Below are 16168 nucleotides of genomic sequence, written 5' to 3'. Positions count from 1 at the left end.
TGACCGGGACGCTTGCTCAGCGCGCGGTCGTTTCCACCGGGTTGAGCTCGCTCAGCCGTCCCTCCTGGCGCGCAAACCGGTTAGCCCGGGCAAAGGTGCCGAAATCATTGAAGCGCACGCCCATCTCAGCCATCACCTTGTGCGCCGTTTTCACCGTCATCTGGCGAATGTAGAACGGCTCCTTGACCACAAAATGATGAATCCCGTGGGTGCTGCCGAAGTTGAAGCAGAACGCCTGCAACGGCCACAGCCACCAAGGGTTGAGCACCTGGGTTTGCTGGATCACATTGCCCGGTTCGATGTCGCCGTAGTAGTGCATGTTGGAGCTGACAAAGTGCAGGCAGAAGGTGCGCAGCACGTTGGGGCCGATGATCACCACGGCGGCGATGTCGATGACGTGCATCACCGCCAGGGTGTTGGCCGACCAGTCGATCGGCGCGCCCAGCAGGCTGGCGATGCCATTGGCCGCATGGAAGCCGAGGAACACATACCACGCGCCCCAATGCAGCAGCGCCAGCGGTGCGTAAACCAATGCCGTGCGCTTGAGAATGCCCAGCTTGTGCTTCCAGGACGGCGCCCGCAGCACCCGGATCAGCGCCGACATGATGTTGTCGCCGACCATCAGCAACCGCGCGATTCCCCACGGCTCACCGTTGGTGATTGCCCGCTCCTCGATGTCGGTTTCGCTGCCGGACACCTTGTGGTGATTGAGGTGCAGATGGCGCCGCACCCAGGGGTTGATGGTGCTCGGCCGCGCCAGCCACACCAGGCCCATCATCAGGTTGTGGGGCAGGCGCTGCTTGCGAAAGTACATGCTGTGGATCAGGTCGTGTTCCAGCTCGTGAGTCAGTGACGCCAGAAACGCGTTGAGCAACAGGCACACCCACCACGCCATGTGCCCGGTGATATACAGCGCCGCCGAACCCAGCATGCCCACCAGGGCAAAGGCCAGGATGCCCGCGCCAAGCGCGTCCTGGTGCAGCAGCCAGGGGTGGCGCTCACGCAATAACAGACCCTCGGCCAGCACCACTTCACGAATGTGCGCTGAACGCTGTTGCGCGTTCATCTGCCGGGGACTTGCAGAAGTACCGTCCATGCTTCCATCCTCTGTCTTATTGATGCGTACATCCTGCCCTATGCGATCTGGCGGGACGCTAGCCCCACACGCCAACCTGTTGACCGCAAGCGCCAATCAACATGACTGAACCGACCTCCCTAGCCAGCTGGACCCGCGCCCTGCGCAAGCAGTTGGACGCCCTGGACCTCGACAGCGCCGCACTGTGCGCCAAGGCGGGGCTCGACCCGCAGTTGATGGACGATCCCAACGCGCGCTATCCGTTGTCGGCCACCACGCGCCTGTGGGAACTGGCGGTGCAGGCCAGTGGCGACCCGGCGATTGGCTTGCGGGTGTCGCGGTTTGTCAGCCCCACCACCTTTCATGCCCTGGGTTATGCGCTGGTGGCCAGCGGCAGCCTGCGGGAAGTGTTCGAGCGGATCGTGCGCTATCACCAGGTGGTCAGCGATGCCTTGAGCCTGGAGCTTAGCCGCGAGGGCGAACGTTACCGCTTTCGCCTGCAACAGCCCGCCGGCACGCCCGCGCCAGCGTTTGAGGCAATTGATGCATTCGCGGCGATCTACGTGCGCACCTGTCGCAATCGCCTGGGCCGCGAATATGCGCCGCTGGCGGTGTACCTGCGGCGGCCCGAGCCGGCCGACCCCAAGCCGTGGCACACGGTGTTTCGCGCGCCGGTATTTTTTGCCGCCGAGGAAGACCGCCTGGAATTCGCCGCCCGGGACTTCGACAGCCACCTGGACGATGCCAACCCGGAGTTGGCTGAACACAATGAAACCGTGCTCAAACGCACCCTGGCGCAACTGCGGCCGCTGACCTGGGAGCGCAAGGTGCGTTCGGCCATTGAAGCGCAGTTGCCCGACGGTGAGCCGAGCGCCGAGCGGATTGCCCAGGCGTTGCATTTGAGTTTGCGCAGCTTGCAGCGGCACCTGGCAGACGAAGGCTGCCGGTTTGATGCGCTGCTGAATGAGTGCCGGGAGAACCTCGCGCTCCTGCATCTGCGGGATCCCGAGTGTTCGTTGGCGGAGATAAGTCATTTGCTGGGGTTTGCCGATACCAGCAGTTTTAACCGGGCGTTCAAGCGCTGGACAGGGATGACGCCGGGGCAGTTTCGCGATGGTTTAAGGTAGTTGGAGATGCGGTGGCTGTTAGGGCCTCATCGCGGGCAAGCCCGGCTCCCACAGTTGACCGAGTTGGCTTGGGCAACAGTGTTCAAATGTGGGAGCCGGGCTTGCCCGCGATAGCGATGGTTCAGCCACTACAAGCGCCAGATCAATCAGCGCCCCCGATCCCGCCGCAACACCTTCTTCACCCGCGCCACCAACGCCCGGGCTTCAAACGGCTTGAGCAAATAATCATCCTCATGCAATTCCAGCCCGCGCAGCCGATCCTCAATCCCGTCGGGCGTGGTCAGGAACAGCATCGGCGTCTCGCCTTTCAGCCGAATCGCCTGTTGGAGCTTCCAGGCATTCAACCCCGGCAACATCACATCCAGGATCACCAGGTCGTACTCGGTGCTTTCCACAAAGCGCAGGGCCGCCATGCCATTGGCCGCCACCTCCACCGTGTAGCTGGCCTCCTCAAGACTGCGGCCCATCGCCTCGGCCGCCTCTGACTCGTGTTCCACTAGCAGGACGCGCATAACACACCTCGAATGATCGTAACGCAGGCTACCACCCTCAGGCGTGCGCCGCCTCGCGCAAACGCTGCGGGTCGAGGATTTCGATCTCGCCATAGCCCAGGCGCACGATGCCCTGGCCTTGCAGCTCCTTGAGCAAGGCGTTGGTGGTCTGGCGCGACAGGCTCAGCATCGCGGCCAAGTCTTCCTGGGGCAGTTGCAGCACCTGCCGGGCCTGGTCGATGTCGCCGTAGCCTTCGGCGATCATCAGCAAGCGGTGCGCCACCCGCACCGACGCCGGCATCAGGCTCAGTTGCTCGATGTTGATAAAGGTCAGGCGCAGCTTCTGGCTCATCAACAGGGCCATGTCGCGCCAGTAACACGGAGCGTCTTCGAGGATTTTCAGCAGGGCCGGCTGCGGCACTTGCAACAGCGTGCAAGGCCCGACGGCGCAGGCGTCGTGGGTGCGTGGCAACCCGTCGAACAGGGAGATCTCGCCGAACCAGTACGGTAACTCTGCCAGGCTCAACACCGCTTCCTTGCCATGCTCATTCACCGCGCTGATGCGCAGGGAGCCTTCCAGCACCGCGTACAACCCGCACGGCGGGTCGCCGCGCTTGAACAGGTACTGCCCCGCCGTCAGCTGCCGCAGCCGGGCGCTGGCCAGCAGGCTATTCTGTAAGTCAGCAGGCAGATGGCTGTACCAGTGACCGGTGGCCAGCCGTGGGTGCCATTTCTCTGCATCCATGAGAACTCCGAAGATTGTCGGCCAGTTGACAGTGTGTCGAAGGCCTACAGGGCATGATCAAACATCCTACAGGAGGAATAACAATGAAAAGCCTCGTCGACCATCTCAGTCAATACGCCGCCTACCACCGCGACCCGCGCAATATCGCCAGCCACTTTATCGGCATCCCGCTGATTGTGGTGGCCGTGGCCGTGCTGCTGTCACGCCCCGAATGGACAGTGGCCGGGCTGTGGCTGTCGCCGGCCGTGGTGGTGGCGCTGCTCTCGGCGTGGTTCTACCTGCGCCTGGAACTGGCCCTCGGTGTGCTGATGACGGTGCTGATGGGCCTGTCGGTGTGGGCCGGGCATGTGCTGGCGGCGCAGAGCACGCTGGTGTGGCTGAGCAGCGGTATCGGCATGTTCGTGGTGGGCTGGGTGATCCAGTTTGTGGGGCATTACTACGAGGGCAAAAAACCGGCGTTTGTCGATGACGTGTCCGGGTTGATCGTGGGGCCGTTGTTTGTGGTGGCGGAGTTGGCGTTTCTGGTGGGGCTGCGGCATGAACTCAAGCAGCAGATTGAAGAGCGCTCGGGGCCGGTGGCCGTGCGGCACAAGAACGCCACGGCCTGACAAGCAACACAAACTAAATGTGGGAACCGGTTTTCTGTAGGAGCTGGCTTGCCTGCGATGCAGACGCCTCGGAGTATCAGGTACACCGAGGGGATGCCATCGCAGGCAAGCCAGCTCCCACACAAGCCTGCTCCCACATTGGTTTTGCAGCGGTCTTAAGCTTTTTGCCAGACCTTGGGCTTGAAGAACAACGTCTCGCCCCGCGCCAAACCGGTCAGGCTGTCGTGATCCTTCACCACTTCAGCCTCGATCAGCTCGCTCTGGCCCTCGACCTTCAGGGTCACCCGGGTGGTCGCGCCCAGTGGGCGAATATCACGTACTTCAGCGGCGTGGTGGTCTTCCAGCTCATGGCGCGACAGCGACACTTCGTGGGGACGGAACAGCACGTGCTTGTCTTCACCCAAATGCAAACGGTTGGAGTCGCCGAGGAAGTGATAAACGAAATCGCTGGCCGGGTTTTCGTAGACTTCGCCCGGTGAGCCGATCTGCTCGATCACGCCCTTGTTCATCACCACGATGCGGTCCGCCACTTCCATGGCTTCTTCCTGGTCGTGGGTCACGAACACCGAGGTCAGGTTGATGTCTTCGTGCAGGCGCGCCAGCCAGCGGCGCAGTTCTTTACGGACCTTGGCATCCAGGGCACCGAACGGTTCATCCAGCAGCAGCACCTTAGGTTCCACCGCCAGGGCACGGGCCAGGGCGATACGCTGGCGCTGGCCGCCGGAGAGTTGTTCCGGGTAGCGATCCGACAACCAATCGAGCTGCACCATGTTCAACAACTCATGGACTTTGACCGCGATCTGGCTTTCGGTCGGGCGCTGGTTTTTCGGTTTCATGCGCAGGCCGAACGCGACGTTGTCGAACACGGTCATGTGGCGGAACAGCGCGTAGTGCTGGAACACAAAGCCGACGTTGCGATCACGCACGTCGTGGCCGGAGACGTCTTCACCGTGGAACACGATGCTGCCGTCATCCGGGGTTTCCAGGCCTGCGATGATGCGCAGCAAGGTGGTCTTGCCGCAGCCGGACGGGCCCAGCAACGCCACCAGCTCGCCACTCTGGATGTCCAGATTGATGCTGTTCAGGGCCTTGAAGGCGTTGAAGTTCTTGCTGACATTACGGACTTCGATCGACATGACTTATTCCTCACCAGCGCTTTTGCGCAGGCGGTTGATACGGTTCTCGCTCCACTGCTTGAGCAGCAGGATGAAGAGCGCCAGGATCAGCAACAGGCTCGCGACGGCGAACGCGGCGACGTGGTTGTATTCGTTGTAGAGGATCTCGACGTGCAGCGGCAAGGTGTTGGTCACGCCGCGAATATGGCCGGACACCACCGACACCGCACCAAACTCACCCATCGCCCGCGCCGTACACAACACCACGCCGTAGATCAGGCCCCACTTGATGTTCGGCACGGTGACATGCCAGAACATCTGCCAGCCGTTGGCACCCAGCAGGCGCGCGGCCTCTTCTTCCTGGGTGCCTTGTTCCTGCATCAGCGGGATCAGTTCACGGGCCACGAACGGCACGGTGACGAAGATCGTCGCCAGCACGATGCCCGGCAAGGCGAACACGATCTGGATGTCATGGTCCTGCAGCCAGGGGCCAAAGAAGCCCTGGGCGCCGAACATCAACACGTAGACCAGGCCGGCGATCACTGGCGATACCGAGAACGGCAGGTCGATCAGCGTCACCAGGATACTTTTGCCACGGAACGAGTACTTGCTCACGCACCACGCGGCGCTGACGCCGAACACCAGGTTGAGCGGCACCGAGATCACCACGGCGATCACCGTGAGTTTCAGCGCCGACAACGCGTCCGGTTCAAGGATCGCGGTGAAGAACGCCCCCAGGCCATTCTTCAGGCCCTGGGACACCACGATAAACAGCGGCAGCAACAGGAACAGCGCGAACACCAGCCAGCCAAGGCTGATCAGGATGCGTCGGGACACCGCACTGCCACGGCGGGCAGCGTTGGCCGAGGACGCGGCGGAAATAGACGATTGGGACATGTTCCGCGCCTCCTTATGGGTGTTCGATGCGCCGCTGCAGCAAGTTGATCAGCAGCAGCAGGACAAAGGAAACCACCAGCATCATCACGCCGATGGCCGTGGCGCCGGTGTAGTCGTATTGGTCGAGCTTGACCATGATCAGCAACGGCAGAATCTCGGTTTTCATCGGCATGTTGCCGGCGATGAAAATTACCGAACCGTATTCACCCACGCCTCGGGCGAAGGCCAACGCAAAGCCGGTCAACCAGGCGGGCAGCAGCGCCGGCACCAGGATGTAGCGGAACACTTGCAGTGGCTTGGCACCCAGGCAGGCGGCGGCTTCTTCGATTTCCCGGGGGATATCGGCCAACACCGGCTGCACCGTGCGCACCACGAATGGCAGCGTGACGAAGGTCAGTGCCAGGGTAATGCCCAGGGGGGTGTAGGCGATCTTGAAGCCCAGGTCTGCGGCGAACTGCCCGACCAGGCCTGTCGGCGTGTACAGCGCAGTGAGCGCGATACCGGCAACGGCGGTGGGCAAGGCAAACGGCAGGTCGATCATCGCATCGATGATCTTGCGACCCGGGAAGGTATAACGCACCAGTACCCAGGCCAGCAGGGTGCCGATAATGCCGTTGATGATCGCTGCGCAAAACGCGGTGCCGAAGCTCAGTTTCAACGCCGCCAGCACACGGGGTGCGGTGATGATGTTCCAGAACTGATCCCAGGTGAGTTGAGCGGCATGTACAAACATCGCCGCCAGGGGGATGAGTACGATCAGGCTGAGGTACACCACGGTGTAGCCCAGCGTCAGCCCGAAGCCGGGTATGACGGGGGAGATACGACGCGACATAAGAGTCCTTGGTTAGCGGGTAGATACCACTGTAGGAGCGCGCTTTCTGTGGGCGCCGGCTCTTCTGTGGGAGCCGGGCTTGCCCGCGATAGCGTCACCTCGGGGTGTCAGCCACACCGCAGTGATGCTATCGCAGGCAAGCCAGCTCCCACACAAGCCAGCTCCCACAGAAAGGCGCGCTCCTACCGGTAGTTTGGCTTACTGCGCCGAGTAGATCTGGTCGAACACGCCACCGTCATTGAAGAATTTCGGTTGGGCAGTTTTCCAGCCGCCGAAGTCTTTGTCGATAGTCACCAGGTCCAGTTTCGGGAACTGCTGGGCGTATTTGGCGGCGACTTTCTCATCGCGTGGGCGGTAGAAGTTCTTCGCCGCAATCTCCTGGCCAGCCGGGCTGTACAGGTGCTTGAGGTAGGCGGTGGCAATTTCGGTGTTGCCCTTTTTCTCGGCATTCTTGTCGACCACGGCCACTGGCGGCTCGGCGAGGATCGACAGCGAAGGCACAACGATGTCGAACTTGTCGGCGCCGCCATCTTCTTTCAGGGCCAGGAAGGCTTCGTTTTCCCAGGCCAGCAAGACGTCACCCTGACCGTTGTTGACGAAGGTGATGGTCGAACCGCGAGCGCCGGTGTCGAGGATCGGCACGTGCTTGAACAGTTCTTTCACGTATTCCTGGGCCTTGGCTTCGCTGCCACCGGCTTTCAGGCCATAGGCCCAGGCGGCGAGGAAGTTCCAGCGGGCACCGCCGGAAGTTTTCGGGTTCGGGGTGATCACGGAAACGTCTTTCTTGATCAGGTCGCCCCAATCCTTGATGCCTTTAGGGTTGCCCTTGCGCACCAGGAACACGATGGTCGAGGTGTACGGGGTGCTGGCGTCCGGCAGGCGGGTTTGCCAGTTTTCCGGCAGGGTCTTGCCCAGTTTTGCGATTTCGTCGATGTCGCCGGCCAGGGCCAGGGTCACCACGTCGGCACGCAGGCCGTCGATCACCGCACGGCCTTGCTTGCCCGAACCACCGTGGGACTGCTGGATCTTGACGTTGTCGCCCGGGTGCTCTTTCTTCCAGAAGCTGGTGAATTCAGCGTTGTAGTCCTGGTAGAGCTCGCGGGTCGGGTCGTAAGACACGTTGAGCAGTTCGTAATCCTTGGCAACAGCGGAACCGGCAAACACGGCACTGGCCAGTGCTGCCAGGGCATAACGGCGAATCGACGACATAGAAGGCTCCTGAAATTCTTGGGTGTTGGCTTTTTTCTTATAGTTGCGGGTCTTGCAATCGAATCGCCGATCTTGCTCAGCTCGGTTTGTTGCCCGGGTTCTGCAAACGGAATTTCTCTTTGCGTTCGATTTGTACTACCTGGGCGTTGTGCACAGTGATTTCCACCGCACCAAACCGCAGATCGCGCAGGGCGCTCTGGATCTCGCGCAAAATGGCTGCTTCGTCCTGGCCGTCAACGCTACGTAGAGATGCGCTCATGGTCGTGCTCCTGAAATGAGAAGTGCCTCGCAGTGGCGGCACTGCTTGCGGCGTGAGGGCGATAGTAGATAAGCGCGGATATTCTTAAAAATACTATTTAAGAATGTTTATATAACCAGAAAGAATTTTCTGGTGGGGCGAGGGGTTGCGCGGGGTTTGGGCCTGAAAATACCGAAGCAAGAACGAGTGCTGTACTTGTGGCGAGGGAGCTTGCTCCCGTTGGACTGCGTAGCAGTCCCATTTTTTGGGGGCGCTGCGCACCCCAGCGGGAGCAAGCTCCCTCGCCACAAAACCCACATGATGTTCAGCGAATGATCGGCGCCTTGGCCCAATCCAGCTCATTGGCCGGCATCGGCCGACCAAACCAATACCCCTGGCCCAGGTCACAGCGCTGCTCCAACAGAAACCGCGCCTGTTCAACCTGCTCGATGCCCTCGGCATGCACCTGCATGCCCATGCTCTGCGCCAATGCGATCACCACCCGTACAATCGCCGCGTCGTCTTCATCCCACGGCAACCCGGCGACGAAGCCCTGATCGATCTTGAGCTTCTGCACCGGCAACCGCTTGAGCCGCAACAGCGATGAATAACCGGTGCCGAAGTCATCAATCGCCAGGCGCAAGCCCAGCTCCCGCAGGCGGTGCATTTGCTCAAGGGCGACTTCCGGGTCTTCCATTACCGCGCTTTCGGTGACTTCCAGCTCCAGGAACGCCGGATCCAGCCCCGTGTCATGTAGCACCTTGGCCACTTGCCCGTACAGCTCACGCCGGGCAAACAGGCGGCTGGACACGTTCACCGCGAGGAACGTGAGCGGCGCGCCCTCGGCCAGCCACTGGCACATCTGCCGGCAGGCCTGGTCCATGACCCAAGCATCAATATCGGCAATCAGCCCGGTACGCTCGGCAATCGGGATAAATTCCCCCGGCGGCACCAGCCCGCGCTCCGGGTGCTGCCAGCGCACCAGGGCTTCGACGCCGATCAGGCGGCTGTCTTGCAGGTCGTGCACCGGCTGGTAGTAGACCCGCAGCTCTTGCTGATCCAGGGCACGGCGCAGTTCGCCGGCCATTTCCACGCGGTGCTGGGCGTGGGCGGTGAGTTCTTCGGTGTACAAGGCGTAGCCTTCGCGGCCGGCGCTTTTGGCCTTGAACAGCGCGGAGTCGGCGTTGCGCAGCAGTTGTTCGGCGCTCAAGGCATCGCTGGGAAACAGGCTGATGCCAATGCTGACGCTGATAAACAGTTGATGACCATCGAAGATCACCGGGTCTTTCATCGCGTCGAGAATCCGTTGCGCCAGGGCCGCGGCCTGGACCACCTGTGGACAACTTTCCGCCAGCACCGCGAACTCGTCACCACCCAGGCGCGCCAGGGTCACGCCGGGACCAAACAGGCCTTGCAAACGTTCGCCCACGGCCTTGAGCAACTGGTCACCGACGTTGTGGCCGAGGCTGTCGTTGATGATCTTGAAGTGGTCCAGGTCCAACAACAGCAAGGCGCAGCCGCGTTTATGGATCTGCGCCGAGGCCAGGGCCTGTTCGGCGCGGTCGGTGAACAGCAGGCGGTTGGGCAGGTCGGTGAGCGGGTCGTGGTGGGCCAGGTGCGCCAACTCGTGCTCGGAGTGCTTGATGGCGCTGATGTCGGAGAACACCGCGACGTAGTGGCTGAGCTGGCCCTGCTCATCGCGGATCACCCGGATGGTTTGCCACTGTGGATAGATTTCGCCGCTTTTACGGCGGTTCCAGATCTCGCCGCTCCATTCGCCTTCGCGCTCCAGGGTCTGGAACATCTGTTGATAGAAACTGGCGGAGTGGCGCCCGGACTTGAACAGGCTCGGCTGGCGGCCCAGCACGTCGTCGCGCTGGTAGCCGGTGATTTCGATGAAGGCCCGGTTGACGTGAACGATCAGCCCTTGGGCATCGGTGACCAACACCCCTTCACGGGTGCAATCGAACACGGCGGCGGCCTGGCGCAGGCGCTCGCGGTTTTCCTTCAGGGGCTGCTGGATCAGGTTTGCCCGGGCAAAACGGGCGCAGATCAGGTAAATCGCCAGGGCACTGAGGCTGACCCACAGATAACCGCGCATCTGAAGCCAGCGGCCCAACTCCAAGGGCTCATCGATAAAGTTGATCAATACCTGATGGCTGAGCTGAATCCACACAATCGAAACCAGCAGGTACATCAGCCCCGCACGCAGGGCACCTCGGTATGAAAACAGCATATGGTCAGTAATCCTTACTAAAAAACCAGAATCGCCCTACAAACGACCCGGATTATAGAATAGGAAACACCTTGTAAGTCTTATCTGAAACGGTCACTGGTTTTATCCGAAAAGGGAGTGATAATGCGGATGCTGTTTTTTTCTTTATCTGAGGGCCATACAGCCTATGTGGTACAACGGTTTTCTTGACTTGTCGGCCTGGCAACTGGTCGCGGTCACCCTGTTGATGACCCACGTGACCATTGTCGGGGTCACGGTCTATCTGCACCGCTATTCAGCCCACCGCTCCCTGGAGCTCAATGCTGGCCTGAAACACTTCTTCCGCTTCTGGCTGTGGCTCACCACGGCGCAGAACACCCGCGAGTGGACCGCCATCCACCGCAAACACCACGCCAAGTGCGAAACCGTCGACGATCCCCACAGCCCGGTGATCAAAGGCTTGTCTACCGTGCTGCGCAAAGGCGCCGAGCTGTATCGGGCCGAGGCCGAGAACCCCGAGACCTTGCGCATCTACGGCAAGAACTGCCCGGAAGACTGGATCGAACGCAAGCTCTACACCCCGTACCCGTTGCTGGGCGTAGCAATCATGGGCGTGATCGACCTGCTGCTGTTCGGCACCATCGGCATCACCATCTGGGCCATCCAGATGATGTGGATCCCGTTCTGGGCCGCCGGCGTGATCAACGGCCTGGGCCATGCCATCGGCTACCGCAATTTCGAATGCCGCGACGCGGCGACCAACCTGATTCCCTGGGGCATCATCGTTGGCGGCGAAGAGCTGCATAACAACCACCACACCTACCCCAACTCCGCCAAGCTGTCGGTGAAGAAGTGGGAATTCGACCTGGGCTGGGCCTGGATCAAAGTGTTCAGCTTCCTGCGCCTGGCCAGGGTGCAACGGGTGGCGCCGATCGCCCACCGGGTCGAAGGCAAAGGCCACCTGGACATGGACACCGCCATGGCGATCCTCAACAACCGTTTCCAGATCATGGCCCAGTACCGCAAGCTGGTGATTGGCCCGCTGGTCAAGCAGGAACTGGAGAAGGTGGATCACTCGGTACGCCACCAATTCCATCGCGCCAAGCGCCTGCTGTCGCGGGAAACCAGCCTGCTGGACGACCGTCACCACGTGCGCATCCAGAGCATGCTGGAACACAGCCAGGCGCTGAAAGTGATCTACGAAAAGCGCCTGGCGCTGCAACAGATCTGGCTGAAAACCAGCACCAACGGCCACGACATGCTGGCGGCGATCAAGGAATGGGTACACGAGGCCGAGGCCAGCGGGATTCAATCCCTGCGGGACTTTGCCCACCAGTTGAAGACCTATTCGCTGCGGCCTGCGGCGGTCTGACACGGCTGTAGCGAGCCGATTTTTTGTGGCGAGGGGGCTGCTGTGGCAAGGGAGCTTGCTGTGGTGAGGGAGCTTGCTCCCGCTGGAGTGCGCAGCGCTCCCAAGATTTTGGGGCCGCTACGCAGCCCAGCGGGAGCAAGCTCCCTCGCCACAGCAAGCTCCCTCGCCACAGCAGCCCCCTCACCACAGCTATCTCCCTCACCACAGCAGCCCCCTCCCCACAGCTATCTCCCTCCCCACAGCAAGCCCCCCACCCCAACAAGCTCGTCCCTACATGTTTCTGACGCCATTTCTTGGTCGCCTCAAATCGACGCTGATAACGGAACTTCGCTGCAAATTCCCCCTCTCAAACAACACTTCGCCATCCCGGCGGCCCTTGTTGTGACCGCTGCCCAACCCCGCGGCATGCCCAGAGAGAGTTGTGCCGATGGTCCACGAAAAGACCTTCACCGACCCACCCGTCCTCGACCAGCCACGACCGGCCGCCGCCGCTACGTTGCTGGCGCTGATGCATGCCCAGGGCGAAGTGGAGCGTTTGAGTGAACGCGAGCAACTGCTGAGTTCGCTGCTGGTGAGCGTGAATGCCGTGCTCTGGGCCATCGAGTGGGACACCCGCCGCGTGCTGTATGTCAGCCCGGCCTATGAGCGGGTTTTCGGACGTACGGCGGGCCTGCTGCTGAGCGACTATCGGGAATGGCGCGACAGCATCCACCCCGAAGACCTCGACTACGCCGAACACAGCCTGGCCCAGGTGCTGCACAGCGGCGCCGTGGAAGACCGCGAGTACCGCATCATCACCGCCGACGGGCAGATCCGCTGGCTCAGCGACAAGTGCTACATCAGCCAGCAGGCCGAGCCCGGCCAGCCGGTGATCGTGGTGGGCATGGCCGAAGACATCACCGACAAGAAGCAGCTTGAGCTAGAGCTGCACCGCCTGGCCACCACCGACGTGCTGACCCGCAGCAGCAACCGCCGACACTTCTTCGAGTGCGCCCACCACGAGTTCGAACGCGCCTGCCTGCAAGGCACGCCGTTGGCGTTCCTGTTGCTGGACATCGATGACTTCAAAGTGATCAACGACACCTACGGCCATCTGGAGGGCGATCAGGTGCTGCGGCGTATCGCCGAGAGCGGTCGAGGGGTTTTGCGCCGTGGCGACCTGTTCGGGCGCATTGGCGGCGAAGAATTCGCGGCGGTGCTGCCCGGTTGCGCCCCGGAAATGGCCATGCAGGTGGCCGAACGCCTGGGACACGAGATTGCGCAACTGAGCTTCAGCCATGACGGCGAGAGCTTCGCGGTCACCGTCAGCCAGGGCCTGGCCAGCCTGACCGCCGAGGACGCCAACCTGGACAGCCTGTTCGCCCGGGCCGACGCCGCGATGTACGAGGCCAAGCGCCAGGGCAAAAACCGCGTGCTCACGGGCTGACGCACCACGATTCCCTGTAGGAGCTGGCTTGCCTGCGATAGCATCACCTCGGTGCAACTGACACACCGAGGTGCCTGCATCGCGGGCAAGCCCGGCTCCTACAAAAGCCAGCTCCTACGCTGGCCCGCATCGCCTGCTAGGTTTTGCGCATGCGCGCCAATTCCGGCAAACCCACCTTGAGCAAGCGCGCCGTCTTGCCTTTGGCCAGCGCCTCGACGCCTTCATGCTCGGTCAGCCGTGCCAGTTGCGCCGCCAGGTTCACCACCAGCGCTTCCCGGGAATACACCCCGCCCTCCAGCGAATAAATCGCCGCGATCAACTGGCGCAACTCCAGCGGCAAGCGCCAGCGGGTACGCAACGCCGAACCATAGGCCGCACCAAAGGTGTAAAGCGACTCGCCAATCACTTCGTCATCCAGCTCGCCGCCGCCCTGCAGCCAGTCTTGCAGGCACCGCAGCAAGGCCAGGTCGCCGAGGCGATGGAGGATGCCGGCGCTGTAGCAGCGCTCGTGATCCAGGTCGAGCATGCGCGCCAGGCTGCGGGCGTAATCGGCGGTGCGTTGGGACAGCTGCCAGTGACGCTCGGCGTAATCCACAAGGCTTGGGTCGCTCAGCACCACGTTGTGCTTGAGGGCGAGCCCCAGGATCAGGTTCATGCTTTGCCCGGCCGCCAGCTTGTGCAGGGCCATGGACAAGGTTTGCACCGGCGAACCGTGATGGCCGGCGCTGTTGGCCGCGGCGATCAGCACGGCGGTGATTTGCGGGTCTATGCGCACCTGTTCTTCCAGGCGCTTGAGGTCCAGGCCTTCCGGTTCCAGGCTGTGTTGCACTGCGGCCTGCACGTCGACCCGCAGCGGCGCGCCGTCGGACGCTTCGCGGCGCCGCTCCAGGAACACCGCCAAGGTCATACCCGGCGCCAGGGCCGGGACTTCGCAGTACACCGTCTCGCCTTCGTTCAGCAGCAAGTCTTGCAGGCGCTGGGTCAGGCCTTCCATGTTCAGGGGTTTGGTCAGGTACGCCGTCGGCGCCAGGGGCAAGGCTTCGCGCACGCTGGCGCTGTCGTTGCGGGTGCTCAGCAGGATAAACGGCAACAGCGGCGATCGCCGTTGCTGGCGCAGGCTGCGCAGCAGGCTCAGGCCATCGACGCCGGGCAGCTCCCAGTCGGCGATGATCAGGTCATAGGGTTTTTCTCGCAGCAACTCGGCAGCCCGCTGGCCATCGGCACACACATCCAGCCGCGCGTCACAGCGCACATTCAACAACACCTGCTTGAGCAAATCCCGGGACCAAGGATCGGCCTCGGCAATCAACACACGGGGTACCGCAGGTAAATCAACAGCAGTCATCCAGCACGCTCCATCGGCAATACCTGCACCTTAGACAAAGGAGCCGCCTGCGTACAATGAACAACCGCTGAATACCGTTCATCGGGCACAAAAAAACCCGCCTAAGCGGGTTTTTTGTCGATCAGGTCAACTTTTGATCACAGCTCGGAGAAGCACTCTTCGATGATCGCCAGGCCTTTGTCCAACTGCTCGTCCGGCGAGGTCAGCGGAACCAGTACGCGCAACACGTTGCCGTAGGTGCCGCAGGACAGCAGGATCAAGCCCTTGTCGCGAGCCTTGGCCACCACGGAAGCAACGGCTGCTGCGTTCGGCTTGTGGCTGTCGCCATCTTCGAACAGCTCGACCGCAATCATCGCGCCCAGGGCACGTACTTCACCGATCACCGGGTACTTGGCCTGGATAGCTTTCAGGCCGGTCACCAGGCGCTCGCCGACAGCCTTGCAGCGGTCCAGCAGGTGCTCTTCTTCGAACACTTCCATCACGGCCAGGGCCGCGGCGCAAGCGATCGGGCTACCGGCGTAAGTGCCGCCCAGGCCGCCTGGAGCAATGGCGTCCATGTACTCCGCCTTGCCGCACACGCCGGCCAGCGGGAAGCCGCCCGCGATGGATTTGGCGAAGGTGGTCAGGTCGGCAGCAACGCCCATCTGTTCCATGGCGAAGAAAGTACCGGTACGGCCGGCACCGGTTTGCACTTCGTCGGCGATCAGCAGGATGCCGTGCTTGTCGCACAGTTCACGCAGGCGCTTCATGAAGGATTTAGGCGCGACGTAGAAACCGCCTTCGCCCTGCACCGGCTCGATGATGATGGCAGCGATATCACGCGGCTCGGCATCGTTCTTGAAGATGCGTTCGATGCTGGCGATGGAGTCGTCGTCGCTCACGCCGTGCAGTTCGTTCGGGAACAGTGCGCGGAACACGCCGCCTGGCATCAGGCCCATGCCGGCCGAGTACGGCACGACTTTACCGGTGAGGCCCAGGGTCATCATGGTGCGACCGTGGTAAGCGCCGGTGAAGGCGATCACACCGGCACGGCCAGTGGCGGCACGGGCGATCTTCACGGCGTTTTCTACCGCTTCGGAACCGGTGGTGACCAGCAGGGTTTTCTTGGCGAAATCACCCGGAACCTTGGCGTTAACTTTTTCGCACAGCTCAACGTATGGCTCGTAGGCCAATACCTGGAAGCAGGTGTGAGTCAGCTTGTTCAGCTGTTCGGTCACGGCCGCGATGATTTTCGGGTGCACGTGGCCGGTGTTCAGCACGGCGATACCGCCGGCGAAGTCGATGAACTCGCGACCTTCAACGTCGGTCACGGTGGCGTTCTTTGCCGACTCGGCGAAGATCGGGTGAATCTGGCCAACACCGCGTGGTACAGCGGCTTCGCGGCGTTTCATCAGGGATGCGTTGGTCTTGCTCATAAAGTCCTCATTCGCCACTCATCGGGTGGCGTGGTCCAAGGAATACGTGGCGGGGAGG

Annotated in this window: 15 protein-coding genes; 4 read left to right on the top strand and 11 right to left on the bottom strand. The window is 61.9% G+C overall.

The window, feature by feature from the left end:
* Positions 1–16: 16 nt before the first annotated feature.
* Complete coding sequence (locus tag V3W39_RS05725; RefSeq protein WP_177120265.1) at positions 17–1096, bottom strand: fatty acid desaturase; 1080 nt, start codon at positions 1094–1096, stop codon at positions 17–19.
* A 101-nt stretch (positions 1097–1197) separates the two neighbouring features.
* Between V3W39_RS05725 and V3W39_RS05720 the strand changes: the two genes are divergently transcribed.
* Positions 1198–2202 (top strand): AraC family transcriptional regulator, encoded by a 1005-nt coding sequence (locus V3W39_RS05720; protein WP_177042296.1) that lies wholly within the window; start codon positions 1198–1200, stop codon positions 2200–2202.
* 146 nt (positions 2203–2348) lie between these two features.
* Here V3W39_RS05720 and V3W39_RS05715 read toward each other — a convergent pair whose 3' ends face one another.
* Together V3W39_RS05715 and V3W39_RS05710 are read right to left on the bottom strand one after the other, a co-directional pair.
* Positions 2349–2714: a response regulator gene (locus V3W39_RS05715; RefSeq protein WP_003218132.1), complete on the bottom strand. Its 366-nt coding sequence runs from the start codon at positions 2712–2714 to the stop codon at positions 2349–2351.
* Positions 2715–2751: 37 nt separating this feature from the next.
* Positions 2752–3438 (bottom strand): Crp/Fnr family transcriptional regulator, encoded by a 687-nt coding sequence (locus V3W39_RS05710; protein WP_330212342.1) that lies wholly within the window; start codon positions 3436–3438, stop codon positions 2752–2754.
* 83 nt (positions 3439–3521) lie between these two features.
* Here V3W39_RS05710 and V3W39_RS05705 point away from each other — a divergent pair, with 83 nt between their 5' ends.
* The gene (locus tag V3W39_RS05705; RefSeq protein ID WP_330212341.1) at positions 3522–4046 is read left to right on the top strand and encodes an Mpo1 family 2-hydroxy fatty acid dioxygenase; all 525 of its coding nucleotides are present in this window, start codon (positions 3522–3524) and stop codon (positions 4044–4046) included.
* A 155-nt stretch (positions 4047–4201) separates the two neighbouring features.
* Here the strand turns inward: V3W39_RS05705 and V3W39_RS05700 are convergent, their stop codons facing one another.
* From V3W39_RS05700 to dibA, 6 genes are all read right to left on the bottom strand, one after another.
* Positions 4202–5182 carry a sulfate/molybdate ABC transporter ATP-binding protein gene (locus V3W39_RS05700; RefSeq protein WP_177042302.1) on the bottom strand — a complete coding sequence of 327 codons (981 nt, stop codon included), beginning with the start codon at positions 5180–5182 and terminating at the stop codon, positions 4202–4204.
* A 3-nt stretch (positions 5183–5185) separates the two neighbouring features.
* Positions 5186–6058 (bottom strand): sulfate ABC transporter permease subunit CysW, encoded by an 873-nt coding sequence (gene cysW, locus V3W39_RS05695; protein WP_177042304.1) that lies wholly within the window; start codon positions 6056–6058, stop codon positions 5186–5188.
* Positions 6059–6071: 13 nt separating this feature from the next.
* Positions 6072–6890 carry a sulfate ABC transporter permease subunit CysT gene (gene cysT, locus V3W39_RS05690; RefSeq protein ID WP_177042306.1) on the bottom strand — a complete coding sequence of 273 codons (819 nt, stop codon included), beginning with the start codon at positions 6888–6890 and terminating at the stop codon, positions 6072–6074.
* 198 nt (positions 6891–7088) lie between these two features.
* Positions 7089–8099: a sulfate ABC transporter substrate-binding protein gene (locus V3W39_RS05685; RefSeq protein WP_010168832.1), complete on the bottom strand. Its 1011-nt coding sequence runs from the start codon at positions 8097–8099 to the stop codon at positions 7089–7091.
* Between the two features lie 76 nt (positions 8100–8175).
* Complete coding sequence (gene oscA / locus V3W39_RS05680) at positions 8176–8358, bottom strand: sulfur starvation response protein OscA (RefSeq protein WP_003170956.1); 183 nt, start codon at positions 8356–8358, stop codon at positions 8176–8178.
* Positions 8359–8662: 304 nt separating this feature from the next.
* A complete protein-coding gene (gene dibA, locus V3W39_RS05675) occupies positions 8663–10573 on the bottom strand; it encodes a phosphodiesterase DibA (protein WP_259195159.1) in 1911 nt (636 codons plus the stop codon).
* 166 nt (positions 10574–10739) lie between these two features.
* Between dibA and desA the strand changes: the two genes are divergently transcribed.
* Complete coding sequence (desA, locus tag V3W39_RS05670; protein ID WP_330212340.1) at positions 10740–11924, top strand: delta-9 fatty acid desaturase DesA; 1185 nt, start codon at positions 10740–10742, stop codon at positions 11922–11924.
* Positions 11925–12351: 427 nt separating this feature from the next.
* Positions 12352–13350 (top strand): GGDEF domain-containing protein, encoded by a 999-nt coding sequence (locus tag V3W39_RS05665; RefSeq protein ID WP_177078944.1) that lies wholly within the window; start codon positions 12352–12354, stop codon positions 13348–13350.
* A gap of 136 nt (positions 13351–13486) precedes the next feature.
* Here V3W39_RS05665 and V3W39_RS05660 read toward each other — a convergent pair whose 3' ends face one another.
* Both V3W39_RS05660 and gabT read right to left on the bottom strand, forming a co-directional pair.
* A complete protein-coding gene (locus tag V3W39_RS05660) occupies positions 13487–14695 on the bottom strand; it encodes an HDOD domain-containing protein (protein WP_177116159.1) in 1209 nt (402 codons plus the stop codon).
* Between the two features lie 137 nt (positions 14696–14832).
* Positions 14833–16110 (bottom strand): 4-aminobutyrate--2-oxoglutarate transaminase, encoded by a 1278-nt coding sequence (gene gabT, locus V3W39_RS05655; RefSeq protein ID WP_003218153.1) that lies wholly within the window; start codon positions 16108–16110, stop codon positions 14833–14835.
* Between the last annotated feature and the right edge of the window lie 58 nt (positions 16111–16168).

It is taken from the genome of Pseudomonas sp. Z18(2022) (assembly GCF_036346535.1).
Lineage (GTDB): Bacteria > Pseudomonadota > Gammaproteobacteria > Pseudomonadales > Pseudomonadaceae > Aquipseudomonas > Aquipseudomonas yamanorum_A.
The sequence above is the reverse complement of the archived record's forward strand: the minus strand, read 5'-3'. Positions and strand labels throughout refer to the sequence as shown.

Bases quoted from the DNA above. Each gene is read 5' to 3' on its own strand.
- V3W39_RS05725 (WP_177120265.1), bottom strand. From the start codon at position 1,096: ATGGACGGTACTTCTGCAAGTCCCCGGCAGATGAACGCGCAACAGCGT.
- V3W39_RS05720 (WP_177042296.1), top strand. From the start codon at position 1,198: ATGACTGAACCGACCTCCCTAGCCAGCTGGACCCGCGCCCTGCGCAAG.
- V3W39_RS05715 (WP_003218132.1), bottom strand. From the start codon at position 2,714: ATGCGCGTCCTGCTAGTGGAACACGAGTCAGAGGCGGCCGAGGCGATG.
- V3W39_RS05710 (WP_330212342.1), bottom strand. From the start codon at position 3,438: ATGGATGCAGAGAAATGGCACCCACGGCTGGCCACCGGTCACTGGTAC.
- V3W39_RS05705 (WP_330212341.1), top strand. From the start codon at position 3,522: ATGAAAAGCCTCGTCGACCATCTCAGTCAATACGCCGCCTACCACCGC.
- V3W39_RS05700 (WP_177042302.1), bottom strand. From the start codon at position 5,182: ATGTCGATCGAAGTCCGTAATGTCAGCAAGAACTTCAACGCCTTCAAG.
- cysW (WP_177042304.1), bottom strand. From the start codon at position 6,058: ATGTCCCAATCGTCTATTTCCGCCGCGTCCTCGGCCAACGCTGCCCGC.
- cysT (WP_177042306.1), bottom strand. From the start codon at position 6,890: ATGTCGCGTCGTATCTCCCCCGTCATACCCGGCTTCGGGCTGACGCTG.
- V3W39_RS05685 (WP_010168832.1), bottom strand. From the start codon at position 8,099: ATGTCGTCGATTCGCCGTTATGCCCTGGCAGCACTGGCCAGTGCCGTG.
- oscA (WP_003170956.1), bottom strand. From the start codon at position 8,358: ATGAGCGCATCTCTACGTAGCGTTGACGGCCAGGACGAAGCAGCCATT.
- dibA (WP_259195159.1), bottom strand. From the start codon at position 10,573: ATGCTGTTTTCATACCGAGGTGCCCTGCGTGCGGGGCTGATGTACCTG.
- desA (WP_330212340.1), top strand. From the start codon at position 10,740: ATGTGGTACAACGGTTTTCTTGACTTGTCGGCCTGGCAACTGGTCGCG.
- V3W39_RS05665 (WP_177078944.1), top strand. From the start codon at position 12,352: ATGGTCCACGAAAAGACCTTCACCGACCCACCCGTCCTCGACCAGCCA.
- V3W39_RS05660 (WP_177116159.1), bottom strand. From the start codon at position 14,695: ATGACTGCTGTTGATTTACCTGCGGTACCCCGTGTGTTGATTGCCGAG.
- gabT (WP_003218153.1), bottom strand. From the start codon at position 16,110: ATGAGCAAGACCAACGCATCCCTGATGAAACGCCGCGAAGCCGCTGTA.